Origin of the sequence: Aeromonas sp. A600620 (assembly GCF_029479985.1) — a bacterium.
GTDB classification, from domain to species: domain Bacteria; phylum Pseudomonadota; class Gammaproteobacteria; order Enterobacterales; family Aeromonadaceae; genus Aeromonas; species Aeromonas veronii_A.
In genome coordinates this window covers 100,189-126,949 of sequence record NZ_JAAKXB010000001.1, presented here as the reverse complement: position 1 = coordinate 126,949, position 26,761 = coordinate 100,189, and the positions used below count along the sequence as shown (strand labels likewise).

The following is a 26,761-nucleotide window of genomic DNA, read 5'->3' as shown; positions in this document are numbered from 1 at the left end:
TCCCGGTTTTGATTGGTGCAAGCCGTAAACGGTGGCATGGGAGCCACAACAGTCCGTTTTTGTGATCCGAGCCGTTGATTCCTGGCGGCTGGTATGCTGGGAGAATGCCTAAAAGCAGGGGGTAAATCTAGAGGCTTTCTCCAGAATTTTATCCTGCCATTAGGTGTATGTGATATAGATCTTGCAAACCACCAATATTAATCACTGTTTATTTTGATTTCAGCGAGATATTTCGCATCCAGAGTTCGCTCATCGAGTGCCCGTGGCAACAGGCGAAAAGTGAGCAGCGCCGAGATGGTATGCTGCACCTGCATCTGGGCCATAAAGAGATCCGGCTCATCCTCGTCAAAGCCGAAGATCGGCCGTGATGGGGTCACCCTGACGGCATCGCGGTTAATGGTCAGCTCATCGACCTTGAGCCAGGAGTAACCCTCTGCCAGTGCCAGCTCCCCTGCCCGCTTGAGCACATATTTGCGGGCGGTCTCCCTGTCCACCAGATCGTTGCCGACAAACTCCAGCTGCCACTTGTCCGGGCCAAGCCGGGTCTGGGAAAAACCGGTCTGGCCGTTCCAGAATGACTTTTCACTCTGGTAAGGGGTGGCGCAGCCCACCAGCAGCAGGGTGAGCATCAGCAGACAACAGGGTTTAGATACGGATGCAGACACGAGAGGCCTCGCCAGGCAAATGAGCAACAGAGTTGTTACTACACCATAAAGCGCGGTGACTGCACAATCTGCTCACGCCAGCAGCGACCAGCGTGCATCACCACAGGCTTCACGCCTGTGCGGCGAATCGCAGGCAAAAGAAAAGGCCTTGTCGTTTGACAAGGCCTTTACCGGGGAATTTGGTCGGTGTGAGAGGATTCGAACCTCCGACCCTCTACACCCCATGCAGATGCGCTACCTGGCTGCGCTACACACCGACGGAGTCAGCTCGGCTGACGGGGGCAGAGTTTATGGAGATGACCCCGCCCTGTCAACAGGGAAACGCCGCCAATTCCTCGGCCACGGTGCGTTCGCCTGCTTTGCGAACAATCAGCGGTTAAAGGTCAGCCGCTTGCCCAGGATCTGGTCAGTCACCTGCCCGTTTTGCCAGGCGATCTGGCCATTCACCAGCGTCATCTCCACCGTGCTGTGGAAGCGGTAGCCGTTGAAGGGTGACCAGCCACAGTGGTAGAGGATGTTGTCGTCGTTGACCACATAGGGCTTGCCCAGATCCAACAGCACCAGATCGGCGAAGTAGCCCTCGCGGATATAACCGCGATCCTGCACCTGGAAGCGCTCGGCTACCGCGTGGGAGGTCTTCTTGACGATAGTCTCCAGGGTAAACACGCCGTTGTGGTAGAGCTCCAGCAGCGCCTGCAAAGAGTGCTGCACCAGCGGTACGCCGGACGGCGCCTTGAAGTAGCTGTTCTGCTTCTCTTCCCAGGTGTGGGGCGCGTGGTCGGTGGCGATGATGTCGAGCACGTCGTTGCGTACCGCATCCAGCAGTGCCTGCTGGTCGGCGGCACTCTTCACCGCAGGGTTGCACTTGATCAGGCTGCCCTGGGTCTCGTAATCGGCTTCATTGAAGAAGAGGTGGTGAACGCACACCTCGGCGGTGATGTTCTTGTCCTTCAGCTCGCTCAGGTCGTGGCTGGCGGTAAACAGCGACAGCTCCTTGGCCGAGGTCAGATGCAGCACATGCAGCTTGGCACCGTATTTTTTCGCCAGCGCCACCGCCATGCTGGAGGATTTGTAGCACGCCTCGTCACTGCGAATGCGGCCGTGCTCGCCCATCGGCACATTCTCGCCCCACTTGGCTCGCGCCGCCTCTTCGGCCTTGGCGATGGTCGGGGTGTCTTCGCAGTGGGTGACGATCATCACCGGACTTTCGCGGAAGATGGCCGCCAGGGTCTCCTGATTGTCCACCAGCATGTTGCCGGTCGAGGAGCCCATAAACACCTTGACCCCGCAGGACTGCTTGGGGTCGAGACGCTTGATCTCTGCAAGGTTGTCGTTGGTGGCGCCGAGATAGAAGCTGTAGTTGGCGACGGAGGAGTTGGCGGCGATCTGGTATTTGGCTTCGAGGGCGTCGAGGGTGGTGGTCTGGGGATTGACGTTGGGCATTTCCATGAAACTGGTGGTGCCACCGGCGACGGCGGCGCGGGATTCGCTGGCGATGGTCCCCTTGTGGGTCAATCCCGGCTCCCGGAAGTGGACCTGATCATCGATCATTCCGGGGATGAGGTGGCGACCTGCCGCATCGATAACCAGCGCATCGGGCGCCTCGATATCCGGGGCAATGCGGGCAATCCGTTCCCCCTCGATCAACACATCGGAGGCATAGATGCGGCCTTCGTTGACCAGGGTGGCATTTTTGATAAGCAGTTTGTTCATGGGGGGTTCCAGTTCCTTTGCCGATAATCGCGGGTCATAATAGCGCAAAACTGCCCTTTCTCTGTAGCAAGGCCTGACTGATGAAGTTATTTGTAAGAGATTTGACCGTGATCGACTCCAGCTACCTCTGCGAACGCCGCGGCATGGTGGGCGAGAGCTGGCTGGTAGATATCGAAATGAGCGGTGAGCTCAACGAAATGAGCATGCTGCTGGACTTTGGCCGGGTAAAGAAGCTGATCAAGTCGATCATCGATGAAGAGGTGGACCACAAGCTGCTGGTGCCGACCGAGTGCCCGCTGATCCACGTCGAGACACTGGATGGTAACGAAAGCACAGTGGATCTGCTGCGCCCGGGTCGCTCCATCCATCTGCGCTGCCCATCCCAGGGCTTTGCCTTTATCCCTGCCCCGCAAGTTGATAAAGAGTCGGTGACCCGCTACCTGCTGGCGGTGCTGGCCAAACGGCTGCCGGGCAACATCAAGGATCTGTCGCTGACCCTGCGTCAGGAGGCGATCACCGGTGCCTTCTACCACTACAGCCACGGCCTGAAAAAGCACGATGGCAACTGCCAGCGCATCGCCCACGGCCACCGCTCCCCCATCGAGATCCACGTCGATGGCGAGCGCGACCAAGAGCTTGAGTTCAACTGGGCCGAACGCTGGGGCGATATCTACCTCGGCACCGAAGAGGACAAGGTGGCACTGGCCGAGCTCACCTTGAGCCCCCGCGCCAATGCCCAGCTTGGCGAGCATCACACCGGCTTCAAATATATGGCGCCCCAGGGGCTGTTCCAGCTGGCCATCCCCACCGCCGAGGTAGAGATGATCGACACCGACACCACGGTCGAGCTGCTGGCCTGCTACATCGCCCGCGAAGTGAAGAAGATGGTTGGCGACAAGTTCGTCAAGATTGTCGCCTATGAAGGGGTCGGCAAGGGCGCGATTGCCTACGCCTGATCCCCTTGTCGCTGCAGCAATAAAGAGAAGGCCCCGCATCTGCGGGGCCTTGTTGTTTCAACTCTCGACCATCAGGCACTGAGGCGGAAACGCTTGACCAGGCTCTCCTGCTGCTCGGCAAGGGAGTCCAGCTGCTGGCTGGTCTCGGCCACCCGCTCGATCCCCTGATAGTTGAGATCCGAGATATCGGAGATGCGGTTGAGGTTGGTGGCGATATCGGCGCTGGTGGCCTGCTGCTGCTCGGCGGCAGAAGCGATCTGGCTCGACATGTCGCTGATCAGCACCACAATTCCCTGCACCTCCTCCATAGCGTTGTTGGCGTGAGAGCTCTGATCCACGCAACTGTCCATCTCGCGAGAGCACTCCTGCATCACGGTCACCGCCTTGGCGACCCCCTGCTGCAGGTTCTCGATCATGGTCTGGATCTCGCTTGTGGACTGGGCGGTGCGGCCCGCCAGACTGCGCACCTCATCCGCCACCACCGCAAATCCGCGCCCCTGCTCGCCGGCCCGCGCCGCCTCAATGGCCGCGTTGAGAGCCAACAGGTTGGTCTGTTCGGCAATGCCGCGAATGACATCGAGGATATTGCCGATCTGGCTGCTCATGGCGCTCACATCACCAATCACCTTGCCGGTCTGTTGCAGCTTGCCCGCCAGCTGATGGGTGGTGGTGATATTGCCCGCCATCACCCTTCGCCCCATCTCGGAGGCCTTCTCCACATCCATCACTCGCTCCAGAGTCTGGTTGGCGGCCTGCGCCACTTCCCGCACCGATGCCTCCATCTGGGTCATGGCGGCGGCGACCGAGGCGGTCTCCTGCCGCTGTTTCTCCAGATCCGCCCTCACCGATTCGGTGGTGCGACGGTTGCCGTGGGCGGCATCGTTAAGCTGGGCCGATGCTTGTGAAAGCTGCGCCAGTACCTCCCCCATCTGGGCGATCAGCAGGTTGATCTGGCTGCCCAGCTGACCAAATTCATTCTTGCTCTGAAAACCGATGCGCTGGGTCATGTCGCCCTGGGTTACTTCGGTCAGCACCCGCAGCAACTCCCTGAGCGGACGGCGAATGGCCTTGCCCAGGGTATAAGCCACCAGCATGGCAATCAGGATGGCGACCGCTATGCTGGCTCCCTGAGTCAGGGTGCTCTGGCTCTGTGCGGCTTTGGCATGCTGAATGCTCTGGTTCATCAGTTGCTGGCTCTGATCGGTGATCCGCTCAAGCCGATCCTGAATTGCCACGATGAGCGCACTCGCCTGCTTGCTCTTCTCCCGCATCTGCTCCTGCTGTTGCATCAGCGCCAGATACTGGGCCAGGACACCTTCATTACCGGTCGTATCGCGCACGAAACCGTGGACGTAGTGACCCATGTTGTTGTCGAAATCCTTGAGCTCACCCTGCAGATCCTTGATGGTGCTGTTGAACCCCTCGATCTGCATCCTGTTGCGCTTGAGCGCAGCTTCAATGGGGGCCGGAATGCTCTGGTTGAGGGCATCCATGGTGGAGAGTTCGATAGCGGAAAGCTTGGTGGTCAGGGTCTCGGAGAGCATCTTGATGAAGCTGTCGTCGATGGTGATCATCATGTCCCCCAGACTCTTCTTGAACTGGGGCAAGCTGACCTGAAACTGCCCCTTGGCCAGATTGACCTTGTGCAATCGGGTGAGCAGCGCCTCGTGTTCGCCCGGCAGGGTATCGGTCAGTTGCAGGTAGCTGTCGACCTGCTGGCTCAGAGTGCCCATCTCCCCTTGCAGTTCGGGGTGGTGGGCGACCTGCTGGCGCAAGGCATCGAGGCTCTTGCCCACCGCGGCCTTGGCCTGTTTCAGTTCGGCCACTTCGGCAGGCAGCTGTTTGGGGTCCTGCTCGGTGAGCACATCCCCCAGCCACTTGTTGGCACTGAGCAGGGTGATCTGGGTCTGGCTGCTGGCAATCACCAGCGGCATAGACTGCCGGGTCACCTGTTCCAGCGATCCCCCCAGGGTATTCTGACTACGAAATGTGAGTAGTGAACTGGCCACCATCACGGCCACCAGGATCGCGAAGCCAAGGTAGACTCGCTGCAAGATGGAGAGATCCGACATTGTTTGTTTCATTATTGTCCCGCTGTATATGCAAAAGTCCCTTGCCTGAGTACCCCGTCCTTTTGATACCCTGCAGACCCCTGAACAGGCGCTGCAGATGACGTCCCTCTGGCTATCGGTATTCTTAACAATAACTGAAGGGAATGGGACATCAGCTGTGTCAAATCTCGGCTTGTGTCACACTTGACGCGCTGCTCGCCTTCTTTCGGGAGCCGCTTGGGATGCAAGTTCAATTTTCTTTTTCATGTAAGGGAGTTAGCCATGGCGCAAGAAACCATTTTCAGCAAAATCATCCGTAAAGAGATCCCTGCCGACATCCTTTATCAAGACGATCTGGTCACCGCATTCCGGGATATCCAGCCCAAGGCCAAGACCCATATCCTGATCATCCCGAATGTGCTGATCCCCACCGTCAATGACGTGGAAGCCGAACATGAACTGGCCCTTGGCCGGATGTTCACCGTGGCCCGCAAGCTGGCAAGCGATGCGGGCATCGCCGAAGATGGCTACCGCCTCATCATGAACTGCAACCGCCACGGTGGGCAGGAGGTCTACCACATCCACCTGCATCTGGTCGGCGGCGAGCCGTTGGGCCCCCTGCTCAGCCTGTGATACTCCCGAGCATTCGACTGGCCTGCCTGATGCTGGCCAGTTTCCTGCTGGGAGGCTGCGCCTCCCACTGGCAGGATATGTTTGTCTCCTACTCCGACCAGATGGTGCCCTTGCGCAACCAGCTGCTGCTGGGCCATGCCGCCGAGGCGCTGCCCGAAGTGCGCGACTCCACCCTCGGCGATGACACCTTTGTCCTCGATCGGCTCGAACAGGGGCGTATCGCCTGGCTGGCGGGGCAAGATGCGGACAGCAAGCAGGCGTTCACCGCCGCCGACAGCCGCCTTCAATGGGAAGACAATCAAGCCGAATACCGGCTGAGCCACGGTCTGGATCAGGTGGGCAGTCTGCTCACCAACGATCAGTCGATGGCCTATCTCACCCCCGATTACGAACGCACCATGCTGCACCACTATCTGGCCCTCAACTACCTGCAACGGGGAGATGCCGATGGCGCCTTGGTGGAGGTACGCCGGGCCAATCAGGTGCAGGAGCAGGCCCTGAAACGGCGAGCCGATGAGGTACGCAAAGCGAAGGATGAGAGCGAAGAGGCCGAAGCAGAAGGCGAGATGCGCCAGCTGATGTCGCGCGGCGCACCGGATCTCGACCGGTTGATCGGCAAGGTCAAAAACGGTTTTCAGAACGCCTACACCTTCTATTTTTCCGCCGTGCTCTATGAGGCGGCCGGGGATCTCAACGATGCCTGGGTCGACTATCAGCGCGGCTACCAGATAGCGCCGGACAACCGCAGCCTGCAAGATGCCTTGCTGCGTCTGGCGCGGCTGCGTGGCTCACCGGACGAGATCCGCGAGACCGAGAAAAAGATAGGCCGCAAAGCGCCGCCGCTTGCAAAAGATCAAGGCCAGCTGGTGGTGCTGTTTGAAGATGGTTTGATCCCGGCACGGCGCGAACTGTTCCTGCCGCTCCCCATCTCCACCTCCCGCGGCGATTTTCGCACCTTTACCGTCGCCATCCCCTATTACGATAATCGGGCCAGCGACACCGGCCCGCTGACGGTGGAAGTCGGCAAGCGGGTCGAGCAGACCAGCGAGCTGGTCAGGCTGGAAGCGCTGGCCGCCAAAGATCTGCAGGAGCGGCTGCCCGGCATGCTGACCCGCCAGGCGCTGCGACTGGTGGCCAAGGAGCAGATGCGCCGCACCGCCGCCAAAGAGGGAGGGGATGTGGGCAATATTCTGGTGGGGATCTTCAACACCCTCTCGGAGCGGGCCGATACCCGCAGTTGGCTGACGCTGCCAGCGCAGGCATCGAGCTGGCAGGGGATGGTGCCGGCAGGTGAAATCAATCTCACCCTGGGCGCGGGGGCAGCGCAGCGGCAATTGCCGCTCACCATCCACAAGGGCCGCACAACCCTGGTCTGGGTACAGCGCCTCGGCGCCGGTCTGACCACCAGGGTGATGCCGCTCTGAGCAGACGGCGAAGAGAGATGAGCAAGACAATTAACCGGGCAGGCACACTCGCGGCCCCACTCACCCCGATTAAGGAGAGCAAGATGAAAGCATACGGGTTGGCCCTCGGGCTCGCGCTGCTGCTGACCGGCTGCGCCACCAACACCTCCGGCGTGGCGCTCTATGGCCCGGCGGGCGGTGCACCAGTGGCAGAGCAGCATCAAAACGTCAACGTCACCCTGACCGAGCTGAGCCGCCGCCAGCAAAATGGCCTGCTGCAGGTCAATGTGGCCGCTGCCAGCACCCAGCGCAGCGATAACAAGCTGCAATATATCTTCTATTGGTATGATGAGGCCGGTCAGGAGGTCGCCAGCGATGGCCGCGGCTGGACCCCCATCAAGCTGCATGGCTATCAGACCCGCACCCTCTCGGCCCTGGCGCCCAGCCCGGCGGCGCAAGGTTACCGGATTTACGTACGCGAAGTGATTGAGGAATCCTACTGATGAAAATGAATCATGCCCTGCTGATCCTGACCTCTGCATTGCTCTTGGGCGGCTGCTCCAGCACTACCGTCAGCTATGGCGATCCCACTGAAACCGAAACCGTCACCGTCGATTACGGCTCAAGCGACCTGCAGGCCATCGCCGACAAGATGGCGGACTCCATGCTCGCCTCCCCTGCCACCAGCGAGATCACCGCAGGCGGTCGTCCGGTGATGTTTATGGACTCTATCCGCAACAAGACCTCCGAGCACATCGATACCGAAGCCATCACCGACACCATCCGCACCAAGCTGCTGCGGGCCGGCAAGTTCCGCTTCGTCGACATGAGCAAGGTGGCCGCCGTCAAGCAGCAGCTCGAATACCAGCAGAGCAGCGGCATGGTGGATCCTGCCTCCATGGTGCGGCTTGGCAAGCAGACTGGTGCCCGCTACATGGTCTATGGCAACCTCGCCAGCATCGTCAAGGACAATGGCAAGGTGAAGGATGTCTACTACCAGATGACCATGAACCTGATGGACCTGCAAAACGGCGAACTGCTGTGGGCCGATCAGAAAGAGATCCGCAAACAGGCGAAGAAATCCACCTTTGGCTGGTAACAGGCTCCTGGTGACAGGCAACTGTGATCCGCTACTGGCCAGCCTGCCCGCCCCCTGGCGGGAGGGGCAGTTGGAACCACTCGGGTTAGGCCTGACCAACTGCAACTATCGACTGCGCCTCCCCTCGGGGCGCAGTTACTTTTTGCGTCAAGGGCACCCCGATCCGCTGCGCCTTGGCATCGACCGCTCCACCGAGTGGCAGCTTTATCAGGGGGCGATGGCCGAAGGGCTGGCGCTGCCTTGCCACTATGGCGATCCCGCCAGCGGTCTGATGCTGCTCGAATGGTGCGATGAGCCAAACTGGGTGCTCGCGGCACCACCGGAAGCCGATCAGCCCCGTCTGCTGGCTGAGGTGCTGCGCAAGCTCCATCGCCTGCCGCTGCCTGAGGTGGTGATGGCGGTGCGAGCCCACGCCGCGGGCTATCGCGCCCGACTGGCCCACATTCCCTCCTGGCTGCCCGCCCTGGAGCGGGGCTTGCTCGCTAGCAGTGAGCCAAATGATTGCTGGCGCCCTTGCCACCATGATCTCAATCCGGCTAACTTGTTGGGAAGCAAACCCTGGGTCATCGACTGGGAGTATGGCGCGGCAGGTCACCCCGGCTTTGAGCTCGCCAGCATCCAGCGCACCCATGAGTGGCCCGCCGAGCGGCGCGACGAGCTGGAAGCGCACTATCTGCAGGCCCTGCCGCGCCACCAGTGGCCCGATTTTCAGAGCGAGGCATTTTTACCCTGGGTCGACTATATCGGCCTGCTCTGGGCCCTGCTGATGACAGAGCAACAGCCCTCACTCGACTATGACACCCTGATCGCCATCAACCGGCAACGACTGGAGTAACAGATGATAAACAAGGTGCGCTGGCACAAGCCGAAAACCTGGGGTCTGCTGCTGATCGGCCTGCTGCTGACCGGCTGCTCCACCCGGGTGATCTACTACTGGCTCGATACCGCCATCATCTGGCAGCTGGATGACTACTTTGCCCTCTCCTATTCGCAGAAGGATCTGCTCAGCCGCGAAGTGAAGGGGCTGATGGCTTGGCACCGCCAGCACGAGCTGCCGCGCTACGCCAGGGATCTCGATGCACTGGCCAAGGCGGTGGCCAGCCCCATGACGCCGGAGCAGATCTCGACCAACCTAGATGCGGTGCAGCAGAGCCTGACCCGCACGCTGGAAAACACTATCCCCCGTGCCGTCAGGCTGGCGCGCACCCTGACCGACGAGCAGGTGGCCCGCTTTATGACCGATCGGGTCAAGCGGCAACAGGAACGGCAAAAGGACTTTGCCACTGAGCCCAAAGAGCAGATGCTGGCGGAGTTTCGCGACAAGATGAACAAGCGGCTCGAGTTCTGGATTGGTGAGGTGAAACCGGCACAGGCGCCACTGGTGGCCCAGTGGGCCGAATGGCAATACGAGCTAATGCCCCCCTGGCTCGAGTTTCAGGAGTCCTGGACCCAGGAGCTGGACAGGCTGATGAAGCAGCGCCAGAGTCCCGACTTTACCCGCGAGCTGACTGACCTGCTGGCCGAAGGGGATGGGCTGATGGATGGCCGCTTTACCGGCTATACCGAACAGTCGCGCCAGCGTACCGTCAACTGGCTGAGCGCCATGAGCCAGTCGCTGGATATCTCCCAGCGGGCCCATCTCTACTCCCTGCTCAAGGGTTATGCCCGCGACTTCAAGCAGATGAGCGGCAGCTGACAGCCAGCACCGAATGGTGCCATGTGCCCGGGGCAACCTTGTTCAAACCGGGCGCTTATGGTAGTTTGCCCTTCCTATTTATCGGGAATTAACTTTTTGCGCCTTATCGACAAAGTAAAACTGGTGCTGGTCACTCTGGTTATCGCCCTCACCCTGCTTTGTTCCATCGCCCGAATGGAAGGCCCGCTGCTACCCGCATCTCCCCAGAGTGAACAGCAGCAGACTCAGGTGTTCAATCAGCTTAGCGACAGCGATGATGGCATCATCAAGTTTGTTGGCAGCCATCAGAATCACCTGCTGCGTCTCGAACAATCCCTGCGCAGTGACAACCAGCCCAAGAGTGTGGTCTACGAGCTGATCCAGAGCTGGTCGGCCCAGGCCATCCTGCTGTTGCTGCTTGGCTGGCTGATGCTGGCCCCCGAGCTCTATCACAAACAGAGTTTTCGCGATCGCTTTGGCGCGATCCACCGGCGCCATCTACAGCGCCAACATCTGCAATACCGCTTCACCCAGAGCTATCTGAGCGCCTGACCCCGGAGGGGCTGGCACATCCACTGTTTGCTGATCTCCTCTTCCTTACGGATCCGGCAACTGCCTGATCCGCATTTGATGCATCCCATTTTTTGCGCCTTGCCGAGCCTTGTTGCTATCGGCCCGGGCACCATTCTCCTGACAGAGGCTTGTTTGCCATGAGAAAGAGCAATCGCACCGTTCTCAACCGCATGAGCAAGTGGCAGTACGCACTGCTGCTGTTGATGCTGTTGACCTTTACCTTTTACTCCCTGCCCACCTTTTTTGGTGAGCAGCCCTCCCTCGGCCTGCACGGACAGCAGCGCCTGACCCCCCAGCAACAGATGTTGCTGAGCGACAAGCACCTGACCCCGCTCAAGGTCATTGAGCAACCTGAGCGGGTCGAGCTGGTCTTTGCCAGCCAGGGCGAGCAGCAGCGCGCAAAGCAGTTGCTGGAGCAGCAAGGGGTCGACAGTGCCGCCCTGACCCTGGAGTTTCACTCCAACGCGCCGACCTGGATCACCCGCCTCGGCGCCGATCCCATCAAGCTGGGACTGGACCTGCGTGGCGGCTCCCAGCTGCTTATCGGGGTGGACGTGGACTTTGTCATCGACAATCAGACCAAGAATCTGGTGGATACCCTGCGCACCCGCTTCCGTGAAGCCAACCTGCGCGGCGCCAGCGTCACGCGCAGCGCACAGGGCGCCGTAGCCGTCACCCTGCCGGAGGTGGCCGAACAGGAGAGCTGGCTCGCCATCATCAAGGAGAGTGCCGGTACCCGTCAGGATCAGTGGAAGCTGACCCGCTCCGGCAATGATCTGAAACTGGTGCTGAGCGAGGCGGAGCGTACCCTGCTGGTCAACAACGCCGTGACCCAGAACCTGTCGATCCTGAAAAAACGGATCAACGAGCTCGGCATCGTCGAGGCCTCGGTGGTGCGTCAGGGGCAGGATGGTATCCGTATCGAACTGCCCGGAGTACATAACCCCAAACAGGCGAAAGAGGTGATCGGGGCCACCGCCTCGCTGGCCTTCTACGAGGCCAAAGCCGACAGCCACTTCTACATCGCCGATCGCAACGGTCAGGCCGTCGGCATGGCGCGCAAGCCGGTACTCACCGGCGAGCACATCGTCGATGCCCGCGCCAATATGGGCGAGATGGGCCAGCCCCAGGTCAATATCGTGCTTGACACCCTGGGTGGCAGCAAGATGAACCAGTTCAGCCGCCTGCATGTGGGCAAGCCGATGGCGACCGTCTTCACCGAGTACAAGACCAATGCCCAGGGCAAACTGCGCGCCCAGAGCGAGGTGATCAACGTCGCCACCATCCAGACCGCCCTTGGCAACCAGTTCCGCATCACCGGCATTGGCAGTCTGCCGGAAGCACAAGAGCTGGCCATGCTGCTGCGCGCCGGAGCCCTCACCGCCCCTCTCAAGATCCTGGAAGAACGCAGCATAGGCCCGACGCTGGGGATGCAGAATATCGAGGCGGGTTTCACCGCGCTGGCCTTCGGCATGGCAGGCATGATGCTGTTTATGATGGCCTGGTACCGCAAATTCGGCTGGGTTGCCATCACGGCGCTGGTCGCCAACCTGTTGATGCAGGTCGGCATGCTGGCAGTGCTGCCGGGCGCCGTGCTGACCCTGCCGGGGATCGCCGGTCTGGTGCTGACGGTGGGCATGGCGGTGGATACCCATGTGCTGATCTTCGAGCGGATCAGGGACCGTCTGCGAGAAGGGGGCTCATTGGCCAACGCCATCGACTTTGGCTATCGCTCGGCCTTCCACACCATTTTCGATGCCAACATCACCACCCTCATCTGCGCCGTGGTGCTCTACTCCATCGGCTCCGGGCCGCTGCAGGGCTTCTCCATCACCCTCATTCTGGGTCTGCTCTCCAGCATGATCACCGGGATCTGGGGAACGCGCGCCATCATCAATCCCCTGTGGGGACGCAGCAACGAGCGCACGCTGAAGGTGTAACGGGACAGCAATCCCTCTGATGAGCGGCTTTGGCTGCGCCATCGGCCATGGATATGGCCGGAGCGGCCAAAGCAGAACACTATTTCCCGGCGTGTCGCGACACGTCGTGATGGGCCAACAGCCTGATGCTGGCTGGCCAAGGAGAGAATTATGTTGAGAATGATCGTTGCCATGGGGCTGACCCGTTGGCGTTATATCGGCCTGTGGGCTTCCATCCTGCTGACCGTGGCCAGCGTCGCCATCTTGCTGGTGAACGGCCTGACACTGGGGCTCGATTTTACCGGCGGGATCCTGCTGGAGTTTCATATCCAGACCCTGAAAGAGGCCCATGAGCTCAATGCCATGCTGGTCTCCCCGCTGGCGGGAGCCGTTGAGCTGAGCTCGGCCGGTATTCCCGGCGAGTGGCTGATCAAGTTGCCTCCCCACGAACTGCCCTGGCCCGCGGCAGATCTCGCCACCATGCTGACCCAGCAGTTGGGGATGCCGGTCGAGTTGCTGCGCACCACCATCGTCGGTCCTCAGGTGGGTGCCGAGCTGTTCCAGCAGGGTATGCTGGCCGTGCTGGTCGCTTCGCTGGCGATGTCGGCCTATCTGGCGTTTCGCTTCGAGTGGCGTCAGGCCATCGGCATCCTGCTCTCGGTGGTCCATGACGCTATCGTAGCGCTGGGGCTGCTGTCACTCTTTCAGATCGAATTCGATCTGAACATCATCGCCGGTCTGATGGCGGTGATCGGCTACTCCCTCAACGACAGCATCGTCATCTCGGACAGGTTGCGGGATCTGCTGAGCTCGCGTACCCAGATGGGCATCCACGAATGCTCCGATGTGGCCATCAGGGCAACCTTCAGTCGCACCATGATCACCTCGGGCACCACCCTGTTTACCGTGGGCGCGCTGCTGCTGTTTGGCGGTGACGCTCTCTACGGCTTCTCCTTCACCCTGTTTGCCGGGATCCTGGTAGGCACCGTCTCCTCTATTACCGTTGCCTCGACCGTGCAGGAGCTGCTGGGCCTCACCCCGCAGGCCTATCAGAAAAAGAGCGAGGAGCCAGTGGCCAACGCAGCCTGACCCTTGCTATCCAGAGTCGGCTAATCGAGCCTCTACCAACTATGCCCTTGCCAACCATTGGCAGGGGCTTTTTCTACCCTCCCCCGCCAATCCCCGTCGCTCCTGTTACTGGCCAAGTCGCCTCAATTGACAACTGACCATATTGAAAGCAATGACGGATCAATCCGTCATTTTTAATAACAAAAAGGTCATTTTATTACGTCAAAAACCCTGAAATGTGACTGAAAGCACTTTCTTGAGGGTTCAAAGGAGGCAACATTGTAGTGATTTATCTACAAAGGGATATGAGATGTTGTTACAACCTGCCAATACAGCAAAAGCCAGACAGTTGCTGAACGAGACCATGGCTCTGGTACTCGCAGGAGGGCGGGGTAGTCGCCTCAAACAGTTAACCGACAACCGTGCCAAGCCTGCCGTCCATTTCGGCGGCAAATTCCGCATTATCGATTTCGTGCTCTCCAACTGCATCAACTCCGGCATTCGTCGGGTCGGTGTCGTGACCCAGTACAAATCCCACAGCCTGTTGCGCCATCTCCAGTCCGGCTGGTCTTTCCTGCGCTACCAGATGAACGAATTTATCGATCTGCTCCCTGCCCAGCAGCGAGTGGATGAGGTGAACTGGTATCGAGGTACCGCCGATGCGGTCTACCAGAATCTGGATATCATCCGCGATCACGCCCCCAAATATGTGGTGGTGCTGGCAGGCGATCACATCTACAAGATGGATTACGCCGCCATGCTGCTCGACCACGTCAATATGGGTGCCAAGGTGACTGTAGCCTGCATCGAGGTGCCACGCAGTGAAGCAAGCGCCTTCGGGGTAATGGCTGTGGATGATGATCGCAAGATCAACGCCTTCGTCGAAAAGCCCGCCAACCCGCCAGCCATGCCGGGCAAGGCCGACACCGCGCTGGCCTCCATGGGCGTCTATATTTTTGATGCCGAATATCTCTACCAACTGCTGGAAGAGGACATTGCCAACGCACAGTCCCATCACGATTTCGGCATGGACGTGATCCCCCGCGTGGTGAAAGAGGGTACTGCATTCGCTCACCCGTTTGGCATGTCCTGTGTCGGTTGCTGTCCGGATCGCCGTCCCTACTGGCGCGACGTGGGCACCGTGGACTCCTTCTGGGAAGCCAACATGGATCTCGCCTCCGTCACGCCGGAGCTGGATATCTACGATCAGGAGTGGCCCATCTGGACCAGCCAGAACATGACCCCTCCCGCCAAGTTCGTGCAGGACAGAAACGGTCAGCACGGCATGACCATCAACTCGATGTTTTCGGGCGGCACCATCGTCAGCGGCTCCTTCATCCTGAGCTCGGTGCTCTTCACCAATGTACGAGTCGACTCCTTCTGCACTCTGGATCAAGCCGTGATCTTCCCGGGTGTGGAGATCGGTGCCGGCTGCCGGCTGCGTCGGGTAGTGATCGACAAGGGGTGCAAGCTGCCGGAAGGGATGGTGATCGGTGAGAACGCCGATGAAGATGCCCGCCGCTTCCACCGATCCGAACAGGGGATCGTACTGGTCACCAAGCCCATGCTGGATGCACTGGCAAAAACGGCGCGCAAGCAGGCTGTAGAGCAGGCCGTACCGGCATAACTCTCCGACCAGCACTGTTATCGCGACAAAAAACGGGAGCCCTTGCAGGCTCCCGTTTTTTATAGCCACTTGCCCCCCGCCATTCGACCTCCCCTTTTTAGGCTGTAAATATATAATTACAGCAGTAGCTTTTCATGGACAAATTTGGCAGTTAATCCAAACCTTTGGCGATGAGCAGTACTTTCATATTGCCAAAAGGCTATTAAATTCCATATTCACACTTGAAAGTTGGCATTTACTTGGTATTGTGATGACCATTCGTAACGAAAGCGGTACTTTCGTAAACTTAAAATTACAGCTGGTAGTATCAAAACCAGTGTGCTGACTCTGACGAGGCGAAGAGGCTATGCAACGAGATCCCCTGAACAATATACATATCCAGTCCGAACAAGTGATGATCACGCCTGCCCAGCTCAAGGAGAAACTGCCCATCTCCGATCGTGCGCTGGCATTCGTGCAAGGGGCCCGCAACACCATCGCCGACATCATCCACCGTCGCGATCACCGTCTGCTGGTGATCTGTGGTCCCTGCTCCATCCACGACATGGACGCCGCCAAAGAGTACGCAACCAGACTCAAAGCGCTGCATGATGCCTATCAGGACTCTCTCTACATTGTCATGCGGGTCTACTTTGAAAAGCCGCGCACCACGGTCGGCTGGAAGGGTTTTATCAACGACCCGAACCTGGACGGCACCTTCGATGTGGAGCTGGGGCTGCACCGGGCCCGCGAGCTGCTCTGCTGGCTCGCCGAGCTGGAGCTGCCCCTGGCCACAGAAGCGCTCGACCCCATCAGCCCGCAATACCTGGCCGAGCTCTTCTCCTGGTCGGCCATCGGTGCCCGCACCACCGAATCCCAGACCCACAGGGAGATGGCGTCCGGCCTCTCCATGCCGGTCGGCTTCAAGAACGGCACCGACGGCAACCTGGGCACCGCCATCAATGCGTTGCAGGCGGCCTCCAGCCCCCACGCCTTCATGGGGATCAACCAGCAGGGCCAGGTCGCGCTGCTGCAGACCCAGGGCAACCCGGATGGCCACGTGATCCTGCGCGGCGGCAAGCACCCGAACTACGATTCGGTCAACGTGTCGCTGGCGGAAGAGGCGCTGGAGAAAGCGGGCCTGCTGCCCGGCCTGGTGGTGGATTGCAGCCACGGCAACTCCAGCAAGGATCACCGTCTGCAGCCCAAGGTGGCCGACAACGTCATCCACCAGATCCAGGAGGGCAACCGCTCCATCATAGGGGTGATGCTCGAATCCAACCTGTTCGAGGGCAACCAGTCCAGCGAACAGCCCAAGTGCGACATGCGCTACGGCGTCTCCATCACAGATGCCTGCATCGACTGGGAGACCACGGACGCGCTGCTGGCCCGCTGCCACAGCCAGCTGGCTGGGCCTCTCAAGGGCAGAACTGCACGGTAAGCCGTGGTATCTTGTCGTAACCTATTGAACAATCGAGGTATCACTAGTGGTGGCATCAAACCGCTCACGCCGTGATACCTTGTTGCATCTTGAATTTCAGGGCGCCGCCGCTCGCGGCGCCAGCAGGGACTGGATATGGCTGAAGAGTTGAATGTACTCAGGGACAAGATAGATGCGGTGGACAAGCAGCTGATCGATCTGCTGGCCGCCCGTCTGGCCCTGGTGGGAGAAGTGGGTGAGGTAAAGAGCCGCCACGGCCTGCCCATCTATGCACCGGAGCGGGAAGCGAGCATGCTGGCCCGCCGCCGCGCCGAGGCCGAGCAGTTGGGGGTGCCCGGCGATCTCATCGAAGACGTGCTGCGCCGGGTGATGCGCGAATCTTATGCTAGCGAGAAAGATACAGGCTTCAAATGCATAAAGCCGGATCTTGGCAAGGTGGTCATCATCGGTGGTCAGGGCCAGCTTGGCCGCTTGTTCGGCCATATGTTCAGCCTCTCAGGCTATCGGGTCGAGACGCTGGAACAAGCCGACTGGCCGCGCGCTGACGAGATCCTCACCGGAGCCGGTCTGGTGATGGTGGCGGTGCCCATCGATATCACCTGCCAGATCATCGATCGCCTCGGCAACCTGCCCGCCCACTGCCTGCTGGTCGATGTCACCAGCGTGAAGGCGGCGCCGCTCGAACATATGCTGGCGGTACATCAGGGGCCGGTACTGGGACTGCACCCCATGTTCGGGCCGGATGTGGCGAGTCTCGCCAAGCAGGTGATCGTCTGCTGCCAGGGTCGTGACCCCGCCGCCAGCCAATGGCTGCTGGAGCAGATGACCATCTGGGGCGCCCGCTTGCAACAGGTGGAAGCCAAGGCCCACGATGAGGCGATGACCCTCATTCAGGCACTGCGTCACTTCGCCACCTTTGCCTATGGCTGGCACCTCTCCCGGGAGCAAGCCAATCTGGATCGCCTGCTGAGTTTGAGCTCCCCCATCTACCGGCTGGAGCTCGCCATGGTGGGGCGGCTGTTTGCCCAGGATCCCCACCTCTATGCCGACATCATTTTGTCGTCACCGCAGAACCTGGCGATGATCCGTCGCTACTACCAAAACTTCGGCGAAGCGCTGGGGCTGCTGGAGCGAGGAGACAGGGACGGTTTCATCAACGCATTCTCGCAAGTTTCCGGTTTCTTCGGCGAGCATGCCGACCAGTTCCTGCGTGAAAGCCGCATGCTGCTCGCCCAGGCCAACGACCGCCGCCAACACGGCTGATCCTGCAAAAGCAGCTACCTCATATCGCCAGAATGGGAAGATGCCTGGGCATCTTCCCATTTTATTTGTTACCGATTTAAACACTGACGTCAGTCACGCTCGGCCCTACGTCGAGCCCCCACAGCTGACTGGCCTCAATACCCTCCCCTGGCGCTGCCTCACATCCAGCAAGTATGCCCCCTCAATATCCACGCAATCCGCGCAAATAGCACCGCCCCTTGCAAGGGCTGCCAGACTCTAACGGTCAAACCAAACTGCTGCGAGCAAGGCTGTACGACGCAAAGGAGAACGGTGCACTCCCCATCAAAGAGATAAACAGGAAGCAGGAAGCAGGAAGCAGGAAGCAGGAAGCAGGAAGCAGGAAGCAGGAAGCAGGAAGCAGGAGAGATTAACCGAGACAAATGGTTTGCCAAAGATCACTTAACACAGCAATCCGGCGATTTATCATGGCGCCAATCCGCTGTCGCCAAAAAAGAAAATGGCCGAGAAATTATCTCGGCCATTTGTAGCCTGGTCAAAGACTCAAGCCTGGATATTACTCTTGTTCAACTTATTAGAAGTTGTACTGCAGAGCAACAGTCCACTCGTCGTCATGCTTCTCGATACCCTGGATCTTGTACTCGGTGTAAGCTTTCAGCTTCGGAGTGAAAGCGTACTGAACACCCAGCAGGGTCTCGTCAACCAGATCCTTGTAAGTAGAACCGGCAGCTTGAGCGTTGGCCTTGCCTTCTTTGAAGTTGTAACCAGCCAGGAAGGTCCAAGCATCTACGTTGTAAGAAGCAGCCAGCTCGTAACCACGGCCGTCATCTTTCAGACCCAGGCTCTTGTTCTTCACTTCGCCTTCAGTGTAAACACCGGCAAAATAGAAGCCATTGATAGCGTAGTGCGCGCCAATAGCCCACTCGTCTTTCTTACCAGTCTGACCATTAACTTTGTTTTGCAGGTCGGAGTAGGCATAACCGGCGTTGAAGCCCAGGCCGAAGTCAAAATCGTAACCGGCGGCAACGGCATAAGCTTTCTTACGCTTAACGTCGGAACCAAAGATGGCATCTTCTTTGACCTTCTGACCAACGTCAGTGATCTTGACCGCTACGTCGTCATTGGTTTGGTAGGAAACTTTACCTTTGAAACCACCGAAGGTGTTGGAGTAGATAACCTGGCCTTCCTGACGACCGTCATAGAAGTTACCCGCATCGCCCCACTCGTTGAAAATATCGGTCGGCTCGAGTACGTCGTAGAAAGCAGTGTCGGTCTGACCGAAGATGATTTTACCGTACTGGGTGCCGTCAAAGCCTGCATAGATATGACGAGCATCGAACTTGCTAGACTTACCGTCACTGCCCTTGTCGGAGTTTTCAGCAGCAACTTGCCACTCGGTCTTGGCGATACCGGACCAAGTGTTGTTCAGAGCAACTTTACCGGACCAGCCCAGACGGGAAGAACCAATCAGCTCGCCATCGGTATCATCGTGCTCACCGTAGTAGTTAGCCTGTACACGGCCGTATACGTCGAAAGTGGTACCGTCTTTGTCATAGATCACTGCAGCGTTAGCGGCGGATGCAAACAGAGCCGGAATAGCAATAGCCAGAATTGTCTTTTTCATAGTTTCCAATGCCTACTGTAATTAAACACTAAGTTGTTGTTATTCCCTGTGTTAGCGATGTTCTTTGCATCACTATGCCGCCGAGACTAGCACCGGATTTTTTGAACCGCAATGAAAAAACTTGGAACTTTTTACGCAAACCATAGTCATGGAGGCAAAAATGTGAGCCAAGTCTCACCTGACGGCAAGGCAAAAGGAAAACGTTTACAATGAATCCTGCTGATTATTTGGACTCAAATAGTCTATTTTGCATGCAAATAACGCTAAATACCTGATAAACAACCAAAGTGGTCTGATCAGCGTAAAACTGCCGTGATAATGGCTGTTGCCTCGACCTCACCGAGGGGTTGCGGGTATCCTTGTCCTTCTATTAACCCCTAACTGGCCTTCTCTTCATGCTCTCTACTCGCCTCAAAGCAACCATTCGTCAAACCTATCGCCAGATTTCGGATGGATTACCCGGTTTTGTACCGCGCAAAGAGCAGAACTTTCTGGTGGCCGAGATAGCCAAAACCCTGACCGGCGAGTACGACAAACAACGCCGTATTCTGGTTGCCGAAGCGGGCACCGGTATCGGCAAATCCCTCTCCTATGCGCAGGGCGCCATTCCGGTGGCGCGACTCACCCAGAAGAAGCTAGTGATCTCCACCGCCACAGTGGCCCTGCAAGAGCAGCTGATCCACAAAGACCTTCCTTTTTACCACCGCCACAGCGAGCTGCCGTTTCGCTTTATGCTGGTCAAGGGGCGTCAACGCTACTGTTGCGAGCATCTGCTGGAGCAGGCAGCCAGTGGCGCCGAGATGGCCAACTTCGAGCTCGACTTTGGCAGTCTGAGCAAATCCAAACCATCGGACAGCGACAAGGATCGCTACCAGGCGCTGTGGCAGACCTACACCAATGGCAAGTGGGACGGGGATCGGGACAACTGGCCGGAGCCCATTCCCGACACTTGCTGGGATCGCATCGCCGCAGACCGCCACACCTGCAACAAGGCGCTAAGCCATCACCAGCACTGCCCCTTTCATCGCGCCCGCAACGACATGGAGAGCGCCGATGTGCTGGTCGTCAACCATGCACTCCTGCTCTCCGATCTCACCATGGGCGGCGGCATCATTCTGCCGCCCCCTGATGAGTGCATCTATGTGCTGGATGAGGCCCATCACCTGCCCAGCATCGCCCGGGATCACGGCGCGGCATCGGCCAGCGTCAAAGGCTCGCGCCGCTGGCTGGAGAAGCTGGTACAAAGTGCAGGCAAGCTGGCGCGGACTCTTAATAAGGAGAGCCTGCTCGACCCCCAACTCAAACTGCAGGATGCGCTGGCCACCATCCAGCCCGATCTGAAGGCGGTCGAGCAGTGGCTCAGCGCCAACGATCGGCTGTTTGGCACGGAACCCCACTACCGCTTCGTCGAAGGGGTATTGCCGGATCCCCTACCCATGCTGGCGGAGAATCTCAAGGAGTCGAGCAAGAAGGCGCTGCGGGCGCTGGATCGGATGCAGGGGGCCATAGGTGAAGCGCTGAAAGATGGCGAGATCCGCCGCAAGGAGGCCGAACCCCTGCTGGCCGAGAGCGGTTTTCATCTGCAACGGCTGGAGAGTTTCTGCGCCCTGTGGGAGATGCTGGGGCGCCATGTGCCGACCGGTAAAACCCCGCTCGCCCGCTGGATGGCCAAGAGCGATGACGGCGATATCTGGCTGCACGCCTCACCGATTGAGGTAGGCTATCTGCTGGAGGAGTGGCTCTGGTCGAAATGTCTAGGTGCCGTACTGGTCTCAGCGACCCTCACCGCCCTCTCTTCCTTTAGTTATTTTCGCCATCAGGTGGGGCTCAAGGAGCACGACGGTACCCGCTATCTGCGCCTGCGCTCCCCCTTTGACTACCAGAAAGCCGAGCTCTATCTGCCCAAGATGGAGCACGAACCCAACTCACCAGCCTTTACCAATGAACTCATCAGCGTGCTGCCACGTATTCTGGCGGGCAAGGAGGCGAGTCTGGTGCTCTTCTCCTCCTACCGCCAGATGAATGAGGTGGCCGTTGGCTTGCGAGCCAAGGGACTGTCACTGCTGGTGCAGGGGGAAGCCTCCCGCAATGCACTGCTCACCCTGCACAAGCAGAAATGCGATGGCGGTCAGGCCAGCATCCTGTTTGGTACCGGCAGCTTCTCGGAGGGACTGGATCTGCCGGGTCACTATCTCACCAATCTGGTGATCACCAAACTCCCCTTTGCGGTGCCCAACTCACCGGTCGAGGAGGCTACCGCCGAGTGGGTGGAGCAGCGAGGCGGCAACCCCTTTCTGCAACTGACGGTGCCAGAAGCATCGCGCAAACTGATCCAGGCCTGTGGCCGCCTCATCCGCAAAGAGGCCGATCGGGGGCGGGTCACCATTCTTGATCGACGTCTACTGACCAAACGTTATGGCAAGGGGTTACTTGATGCCCTCCCCCCGTTCACGCGTCGGATCGAATAAATATGTCAGCCTCTATTGATAAACAAACTGACAGCAGCGCGAACGTTGACCACCAGAAAGAGCCATTGCCGCAGTAGACCAAACCTGTAAAAATGAGCCCCTGTTTTCAGTGGGCAATCGCCTGACTGTTCAAGGAGATGAAATGAAACTGACTGTTCTGGTACCGGCGCTGGCTGGTCTGTTGTGGGCCGCTAGCGCCTTGGCTGATGCCAAACTGGAAGTATCCACCCCTTACATCGTGCAGTTGATTGATGGCCAATCCATCAACCCCCAGCTGCTCGACAAAACCAGCACCTTCCCCCTCTCTGCCGGCAAGCACCAGTTGGTCGTCGCCTTTGAAGGCAACTACTCCAGCCGTAACGAAATCAAGCTGGTGACCGCCGAGCCGCTGGTGCTGAACTTCACTGCAGCCGACAATCAGCAGCTGGTGCTGGACTATAAAAAGCCCCGCAATGAAGCAGAAGCCAAACAGTTCCTGAAAGATCAGAAAGTGGTGCTAAAAGACAAGGTCAGTGGCCAGCAAGTGAGCAGTGAACAGTTCGTAATGCCGAAAGTAGAGGGCTTCCAGCTGACCCGTGACTATCAGCAAGAGCTGATCAACATGGGCAAAGCTTTCAACCAGCCCAAAACCGTTGCCGTCTCCTCTGCTGCCGTGATGGCTGCCGCCAGCGCACCGGCCCAAGCCGCGCCCAGCAAGGCGCAAAGCAATCCGGAAGCCCTGACCCAGCTGCAAAACTGGTACAACAAGGCCGATGCGGAAACCCGCAAAGCCTTCCAGATCTGGGTTATCCAGCAGCAGTAATCCGGAAACATCATCCTGACCCGTCGGGAATGACAAGGGGAGCCTGGCTCCCCTTTTTCATATCCAGGTTCATCTCTGCATCGATGGAACAATGCCCTGATGTCACTGCATATTTTCTATCACCCCCTCTACTCCTCCCTGATCCTGCCCGAACGCCATCGCTTCCCGCTGGCCAAGTATCAGGGGCTGTTTGAGCGCTTGCAGGTGCAGGGTTACCCCCTTGGCGAAGCGCCGTCGGCCACCCGGGAGCAAATCTGTCGCATTCACGATGCTGATTATGTCGCGGCGGCCCTGAGTGGCCAACTTGAAGAGCGCGCCATCCGCAAGATCGGTTTTCCCTGGTCACCCATGCTGATGGAGCGCACCTTGCGCTCGGTGGGTGCCACTATTGCCGCCAGCCGCTATGCACTTGAGCAGGGCTGCGGCTTGCAGATCTCCGGTGGCTACCACCACGCCCACCGGGATCACGGCAGCGGTTTTTGTCTGTTCAACGATCTGGTGATTGCGGCCCAGGCTTGCCTCGACGAGGGGCACTGTGAACAGGTGCTGATCGTCGATCTCGATGTGCATCAGGGAGATGGCAGTGCGGCCCTGTGCGCTGGACGGCGCGATATCATCACCCTATCCCTCCATGGTGAGCACAACTTTCCCCATCACAAAGCCACCTCTCACCTCGACTTTCCGCTGCCAAGCGGCATGACGGACGATGCCTATCTCACCACACTGCAACAGGCACTCTCACTGGCACTGCGCCTCTATTCGCCGGATCTCATCCTCTATCAGGCGGGCGTCGATGTGCATCATGCCGACGAGCTTGGCTATCTCTCCCTGAGCGATGAAGGGGTGCGCCTGCGCGATGCCATGGTATTTGACTGTGCAATCAAGCATGGGTTGCCTGTCGCCGCTGTACCCGGTGGCGGCTATCGCCGCGACTGGCAACAGCTGATCCCGCTTCATATGTCGCTGTTTGAGGCGGCGCTCCACCGTTTTGGTTGATGGCATGGCTTATAGCGCGGACACCCCATCAGAGTGGGCGGCATTTCACCAGATAAAACAGAAGAGGCGACCCTTGGGTCGCCTCTTCGTGTTTTGTCCTCTCGGTCACACAAGCTCGCTCGTTGTCAGGCAAGCTCGGGACGCCTGAGGATAATTATCTCTGACGCTTGCGGGCGTACTTGCGACGGGCGCGGGCCTGACGCTCCTCTTCCCGCTCGGCCTTCTCTTTGGCTTTTTGCTCGGCTTCTGCGGCAGCTTCGACAATCTCGACGCTCACCATCTCCGGCGTCTCCAGCGAGATGCGGCCAAGCAAGCCGGAGCGGAACTCGTTAATCAAGATCTCGGACGCCTTGTGCAGGTCGGCCAGCCCCCCTTTGCGCATAAACGCCCGCTGGCGGGCGATCATCTCCAGCAGCTCGATCTCGGTCTCGGGCAACTCGTCAATCTGGTAGCGCGCCTTGATCCGCTCCGGATAGGCCTTGATGAAGTAGTCAGCGGCGAACATGGCGATATCGGCATAGTCGAACACCGTGTCTTTAATGGCCGCTGTGATGGCCAGACGATAACCACAGGAGGGCGGGTTGAGCTTGGGCCAGAGGAAACCTGGGGTATCGGTCAGGATAACGTTGTTATCCAGCTTGATCCGCTGCTGGGACTTGGTCACCCCCGCCTCGTTGCCGGTACGGGCGATGATGCGCCCCGCCAGGGTATTGATCAGAGTGGACTTGCCCACGTTGGGGATCCCCATGATCATCGCCCGCACGCCGCGCAGCTCAAAATTGCGCTCCGGCAGCATCTCGTGACAGAGAGTCAGCAGTTGCTTGATCTTCTCCGGCTCTTGTTGCGTCAGCGGCAGCGCCTTGATCCCCTTCTCTTTTTCCATGTGCGCCACCCACAGATCGGTGATCGCCGGATCGGCGAGGTCCGCCTTGTTCAGCACCTTGATCACCGGGGTATCACCACGCAGCTCGGGCACCAGCGGGTTTTCGCTGGAGAAGGGGATGCGGGCATCGAGCATCTCGATGATCACATCGACCTGGGGCATGACCTCGGCAATCTCTTTGCGGGCCTTGTGCATGTGACCGGGGAACCAGTTGATGGACATATCCGTTACTCTCTGTGGGGGCTGCGGGCGCGCGCATGGAACAACAGGCGCTCTGCCGCGGGCATCGAACGAAGGGGGCGCATTTTACCTGCTGCGGGCCTCTTTTGACAGGTCATTCTAACCATCACCTCATCAAATCAGCAAACCGCCGAGGCGGAGCAACCTTGCCGGAAGCGACCGGACCAACTGGCTCAATTGATAGATAACACATTGATATAGTGTAACATTTTCATCACTTTTTCACACAACCGTCACCGATAGTCAGTAAAAGTGTCATCTGCCCCCTCTAGGCTGCGCTCAGGTTTTACAAGGAGCGAACCCCAATGAGAAAAATGGCAGGACTTGCAGTGATGATCGGCGCCGCCCTGGCTGCCGGCTGCAAATCAGACAATGACACGGTGGCGACCAAGCCCGCAGCCCAACCCACCAACGTCATCTTCTTCCTCGGTGACGGCATGGGCCTCAACACCCTGACGGCGGCCCGCATCTACGGTGTCGGCGAAGAGGGTGATCTCACCATCGATACCCTGCCAGAGACGGCCTTTATCAAGACCTTCTCCCACGATGCCCAGGTCACTGACTCGGCCCCCTCAATGGCGGCCTACATGACCGGGGTCAAGAGCAACAACGGCGTCATCAGCATGGACGGCGACGCCACCTATGAGAGTGACTGCAGCAAGAGCGCCGGCAAGCCGGTGACCACCCTGCTGGAGCTGGCCAAAGCCGATGGCCGCGGTACCGGCGTGGTGACTAGTACCCGGGTAACCCACGCCACCCCGGCGGCTACCTATGCCCATATCTGCAACCGGGATCTGGAGGCAGATATCGCCGTCCAGCTGGTGCCGGGCGGCAAAGGCTACAACAGCGCCCTCAAGGAGGGGCTGGATGTGGTGCTCGGTGGCGGCAGCAGTTTCTTCCTGCCCAAAGCTGACAAGGGCAAGCGGGAGGATGGCCGCAACCTCATCAGCGAAATGCAGGCCAAGGGCTACCAGTTTGCCAGCAATCTGGATGAGCTGAACAAGGCCGATGCGGGCAAGCCGCTGCTGGGTCTGTTTGGTTCCAGCCACATGAAATATGACCTGGACCGCCCCGCCAGCGAGCCGTCACTGGCCCAGATGACCCTGGCCGCCATCAAGCAGCTCAAGGGCAAAGAGAAGGGTTACTTCCTGATGGTGGAAGGGGGCCGCATCGACCACGCCCTGCACGACACCAACGCCAAGCGGGCGCTGCAGGACACCATCGCCTTCGACAACGCCATCAAGGCCGCCATCGACGAGGTGAAAAAGAGCGACCCCGAGCTGAAAAACACCCTGATCGTGGTCACCGCCGATCACGACCACACGCTCGTGCTCAACGGCTATGCCAAGCGCACCGGCAAGACCACCGCCGACAACCCCGGCGTACTCGGGCTGGTGAAGAACTACGAGACTGGCGAGCCAAGCAAGGATAGCGAGGGCATGCCCTACACCATCATAGGTTTTGGCAACGGCTACAACCGGGTGGATGGCCCGCGCAGCAGCGTCGCCCCGCTCGACGACGCCACCGTCTCCGCCAATGACTACCACCAGGAAGTGGTGGTCAAGGTAGGCGAGATCGGCAACGAGACCCACGGCGGCACAGATGTCTTCCTCGGCGCCATCGGCAAGGGGGCTGACAGCTTCCATGGCTCACTCGATAACACCGCCGTGTTCGGCAAGATCAAGGCTGCGGCCAAGCTGTAAG

At 59.0% G+C, this 26,761-nt stretch carries 22 protein-coding genes and 1 tRNA gene; 17 read left to right on the top strand and 6 right to left on the bottom strand.

All coding sequences use genetic code 11. From position 1 onward, the window contains the following. Positions 1–197 precede the first annotated feature (197 nt). From G5533_RS00565 to G5533_RS00555, 3 genes are all read right to left on the bottom strand, one after another. On the bottom strand, positions 198–629 hold the full coding sequence (locus tag G5533_RS00565; RefSeq protein WP_216980324.1) for a CC0125/CC1285 family lipoprotein: 432 nt from the start codon (positions 627–629) through the stop codon (positions 198–200). A gap of 216 nt (positions 630–845) precedes the next feature. Then, positions 846–922 (bottom strand) — tRNA-Pro (locus tag G5533_RS00560). A gap of 112 nt (positions 923–1,034) precedes the next feature. After that, a complete protein-coding gene (locus G5533_RS00555) occupies positions 1,035–2,378 on the bottom strand; it encodes a dihydroorotase (protein ID WP_075115531.1) in 1,344 nt (447 codons plus the stop codon). Between the two features lie 80 nt (positions 2,379–2,458). Between G5533_RS00555 and G5533_RS00550 the strand changes: the two genes are divergently transcribed. Next, a complete protein-coding gene (locus G5533_RS00550) occupies positions 2,459–3,334 on the top strand; it encodes a 6-pyruvoyl trahydropterin synthase family protein (protein WP_266133815.1) in 876 nt (291 codons plus the stop codon). A gap of 71 nt (positions 3,335–3,405) precedes the next feature. On the opposite strand, the gene G5533_RS00545 is transcribed toward G5533_RS00550, so the two are convergent. Beyond that, complete coding sequence (locus G5533_RS00545; protein WP_266133814.1) at positions 3,406–5,418, bottom strand: methyl-accepting chemotaxis protein; 2,013 nt, start codon at positions 5,416–5,418, stop codon at positions 3,406–3,408. Positions 5,419–5,667: 249 nt separating this feature from the next. Between G5533_RS00545 and hinT the strand changes: the two genes are divergently transcribed. From hinT to tyrA, 12 genes are all read left to right on the top strand, one after another. Further along, positions 5,668–6,018 (top strand): purine nucleoside phosphoramidase, encoded by a 351-nt coding sequence (hinT, locus tag G5533_RS00540; RefSeq protein ID WP_266133813.1) that lies wholly within the window; start codon positions 5,668–5,670, stop codon positions 6,016–6,018. Between the two features lie 29 nt (positions 6,019–6,047). Next, complete coding sequence (locus G5533_RS00535; protein WP_266133812.1) at positions 6,048–7,442, top strand: COG3014 family protein; 1,395 nt, start codon at positions 6,048–6,050, stop codon at positions 7,440–7,442. 83 nt (positions 7,443–7,525) lie between these two features. Further along, positions 7,526–7,924 carry a YcfL family protein gene (locus G5533_RS00530; RefSeq protein ID WP_231719680.1) on the top strand — a complete coding sequence of 133 codons (399 nt, stop codon included), beginning with the start codon at positions 7,526–7,528 and terminating at the stop codon, positions 7,922–7,924. Further along, the gene (gene lpoB, locus G5533_RS00525; protein WP_005334041.1) at positions 7,924–8,520 is read left to right on the top strand and encodes a penicillin-binding protein activator LpoB; all 597 of its coding nucleotides are present in this window, start codon (positions 7,924–7,926) and stop codon (positions 8,518–8,520) included. Before G5533_RS00530 ends, lpoB begins: the two co-directional genes overlap by 1 nt. A 10-nt stretch (positions 8,521–8,530) precedes the next feature. Further along, positions 8,531–9,355, top strand: coding sequence for a phosphotransferase (locus G5533_RS00520; RefSeq protein ID WP_421204680.1), 825 nt, complete (start codon positions 8,531–8,533; stop codon positions 9,353–9,355). Positions 9,356–9,358: 3 nt separating this feature from the next. Further along, positions 9,359–10,216, top strand: coding sequence for a DUF6279 family lipoprotein (locus G5533_RS00515; protein ID WP_005361577.1), 858 nt, complete (start codon positions 9,359–9,361; stop codon positions 10,214–10,216). A gap of 96 nt (positions 10,217–10,312) precedes the next feature. Further along, a complete protein-coding gene (locus tag G5533_RS00510) occupies positions 10,313–10,747 on the top strand; it encodes a hypothetical protein (RefSeq protein ID WP_005334044.1) in 435 nt (144 codons plus the stop codon). Positions 10,748–10,905: 158 nt separating this feature from the next. Next, positions 10,906–12,708 carry a protein translocase subunit SecD gene (gene secD / locus G5533_RS00505; RefSeq protein ID WP_257690225.1) on the top strand — a complete coding sequence of 601 codons (1,803 nt, stop codon included), beginning with the start codon at positions 10,906–10,908 and terminating at the stop codon, positions 12,706–12,708. 150 nt (positions 12,709–12,858) lie between these two features. Continuing rightward, entirely contained in the window at positions 12,859–13,776 is a 918-nt protein-coding gene (gene secF / locus G5533_RS00500; protein ID WP_257690224.1) for a protein translocase subunit SecF, read from the top strand. Positions 13,777–14,065: 289 nt separating this feature from the next. Further along, positions 14,066–15,382, top strand: a complete 1,317-nt coding sequence (gene glgC, locus G5533_RS00495) for a glucose-1-phosphate adenylyltransferase (RefSeq protein ID WP_216954048.1) — start codon at positions 14,066–14,068, stop codon at positions 15,380–15,382. A 346-nt stretch (positions 15,383–15,728) separates the two neighbouring features. After that, positions 15,729–16,802, top strand: coding sequence for a 3-deoxy-7-phosphoheptulonate synthase (locus G5533_RS00490; protein WP_421204678.1), 1,074 nt, complete (start codon positions 15,729–15,731; stop codon positions 16,800–16,802). A 135-nt stretch (positions 16,803–16,937) separates the two neighbouring features. Further along, positions 16,938–18,065 (top strand): bifunctional chorismate mutase/prephenate dehydrogenase, encoded by a 1,128-nt coding sequence (gene tyrA, locus G5533_RS00485; RefSeq protein ID WP_421204677.1) that lies wholly within the window; start codon positions 16,938–16,940, stop codon positions 18,063–18,065. A gap of 553 nt (positions 18,066–18,618) precedes the next feature. Here tyrA and G5533_RS00480 read toward each other — a convergent pair. Next, positions 18,619–19,668, bottom strand: coding sequence for a porin (locus G5533_RS00480; RefSeq protein ID WP_088869706.1), 1,050 nt, complete (start codon positions 19,666–19,668; stop codon positions 18,619–18,621). Between the two features lie 395 nt (positions 19,669–20,063). Here G5533_RS00480 and dinG point away from each other — a divergent pair, with 395 nt between their 5' ends. The 3 genes from dinG to G5533_RS00465 all read left to right on the top strand — a co-directional run bounded on the left by dinG (position 20,064) and on the right by G5533_RS00465 (position 23,934). Then, positions 20,064–22,136, top strand: coding sequence for an ATP-dependent DNA helicase DinG (gene dinG / locus G5533_RS00475; RefSeq protein WP_421254840.1), 2,073 nt, complete (start codon positions 20,064–20,066; stop codon positions 22,134–22,136). A gap of 142 nt (positions 22,137–22,278) precedes the next feature. Further along, positions 22,279–22,938: a YccT family protein gene (locus tag G5533_RS00470; protein WP_441254268.1), complete on the top strand. Its 660-nt coding sequence runs from the start codon at positions 22,279–22,281 to the stop codon at positions 22,936–22,938. 99 nt (positions 22,939–23,037) lie between these two features. Next, entirely contained in the window at positions 23,038–23,934 is an 897-nt protein-coding gene (locus G5533_RS00465; RefSeq protein ID WP_421254842.1) for a histone deacetylase family protein, read from the top strand. 154 nt (positions 23,935–24,088) lie between these two features. On the opposite strand, the gene ylqF is transcribed toward G5533_RS00465, so the two are convergent. Next, entirely contained in the window at positions 24,089–25,039 is a 951-nt protein-coding gene (ylqF, locus tag G5533_RS00460; protein WP_421208174.1) for a ribosome biogenesis GTPase YlqF, read from the bottom strand. Positions 25,040–25,362: 323 nt separating this feature from the next. On the opposite strand from ylqF, the gene G5533_RS00455 reads away from it, so the two are divergent. After that, positions 25,363–26,760 (top strand): alkaline phosphatase, encoded by a 1,398-nt coding sequence (locus G5533_RS00455; RefSeq protein ID WP_005334065.1) that lies wholly within the window; start codon positions 25,363–25,365, stop codon positions 26,758–26,760. Position 26,761: the final 1 nt, after the last annotated feature.

Bases quoted from the DNA above. Each gene is read 5' to 3' on its own strand.
- G5533_RS00465 (WP_421254842.1), top strand. From the start codon at position 23,038: ATGTCACTGCATATTTTCTATCACCCCCTCTACTCCTCCCTGATCCTG.
- lpoB (WP_005334041.1), top strand. From the start codon at position 7,924: ATGAAAATGAATCATGCCCTGCTGATCCTGACCTCTGCATTGCTCTTG.
- G5533_RS00550 (WP_266133815.1), top strand. From the start codon at position 2,459: ATGAAGTTATTTGTAAGAGATTTGACCGTGATCGACTCCAGCTACCTC.
- hinT (WP_266133813.1), top strand. From the start codon at position 5,668: ATGGCGCAAGAAACCATTTTCAGCAAAATCATCCGTAAAGAGATCCCT.
- G5533_RS00530 (WP_231719680.1), top strand. From the start codon at position 7,526: ATGAAAGCATACGGGTTGGCCCTCGGGCTCGCGCTGCTGCTGACCGGC.
- G5533_RS00455 (WP_005334065.1), top strand. From the start codon at position 25,363: ATGAGAAAAATGGCAGGACTTGCAGTGATGATCGGCGCCGCCCTGGCT.
- dinG (WP_421254840.1), top strand. From the start codon at position 20,064: ATGCTCTCTACTCGCCTCAAAGCAACCATTCGTCAAACCTATCGCCAG.
- glgC (WP_216954048.1), top strand. From the start codon at position 14,066: ATGTTGTTACAACCTGCCAATACAGCAAAAGCCAGACAGTTGCTGAAC.
- G5533_RS00515 (WP_005361577.1), top strand. From the start codon at position 9,359: ATGATAAACAAGGTGCGCTGGCACAAGCCGAAAACCTGGGGTCTGCTG.
- G5533_RS00535 (WP_266133812.1), top strand. From the start codon at position 6,048: ATGCTGGCCAGTTTCCTGCTGGGAGGCTGCGCCTCCCACTGGCAGGAT.
- G5533_RS00490 (WP_421204678.1), top strand. From the start codon at position 15,729: ATGCAACGAGATCCCCTGAACAATATACATATCCAGTCCGAACAAGTG.
- G5533_RS00480 (WP_088869706.1), bottom strand. From the start codon at position 19,668: ATGAAAAAGACAATTCTGGCTATTGCTATTCCGGCTCTGTTTGCATCC.
- G5533_RS00565 (WP_216980324.1), bottom strand. From the start codon at position 629: ATGCTCACCCTGCTGCTGGTGGGCTGCGCCACCCCTTACCAGAGTGAA.
- tyrA (WP_421204677.1), top strand. From the start codon at position 16,938: ATGGCTGAAGAGTTGAATGTACTCAGGGACAAGATAGATGCGGTGGAC.
- G5533_RS00555 (WP_075115531.1), bottom strand. From the start codon at position 2,378: ATGAACAAACTGCTTATCAAAAATGCCACCCTGGTCAACGAAGGCCGC.
- G5533_RS00545 (WP_266133814.1), bottom strand. From the start codon at position 5,418: ATGAAACAAACAATGTCGGATCTCTCCATCTTGCAGCGAGTCTACCTT.
- secF (WP_257690224.1), top strand. From the start codon at position 12,859: ATGTTGAGAATGATCGTTGCCATGGGGCTGACCCGTTGGCGTTATATC.
- ylqF (WP_421208174.1), bottom strand. From the start codon at position 25,039: ATGTCCATCAACTGGTTCCCCGGTCACATGCACAAGGCCCGCAAAGAG.
- G5533_RS00470 (WP_441254268.1), top strand. From the start codon at position 22,279: ATGAAACTGACTGTTCTGGTACCGGCGCTGGCTGGTCTGTTGTGGGCC.
- secD (WP_257690225.1), top strand. From the start codon at position 10,906: ATGAGAAAGAGCAATCGCACCGTTCTCAACCGCATGAGCAAGTGGCAG.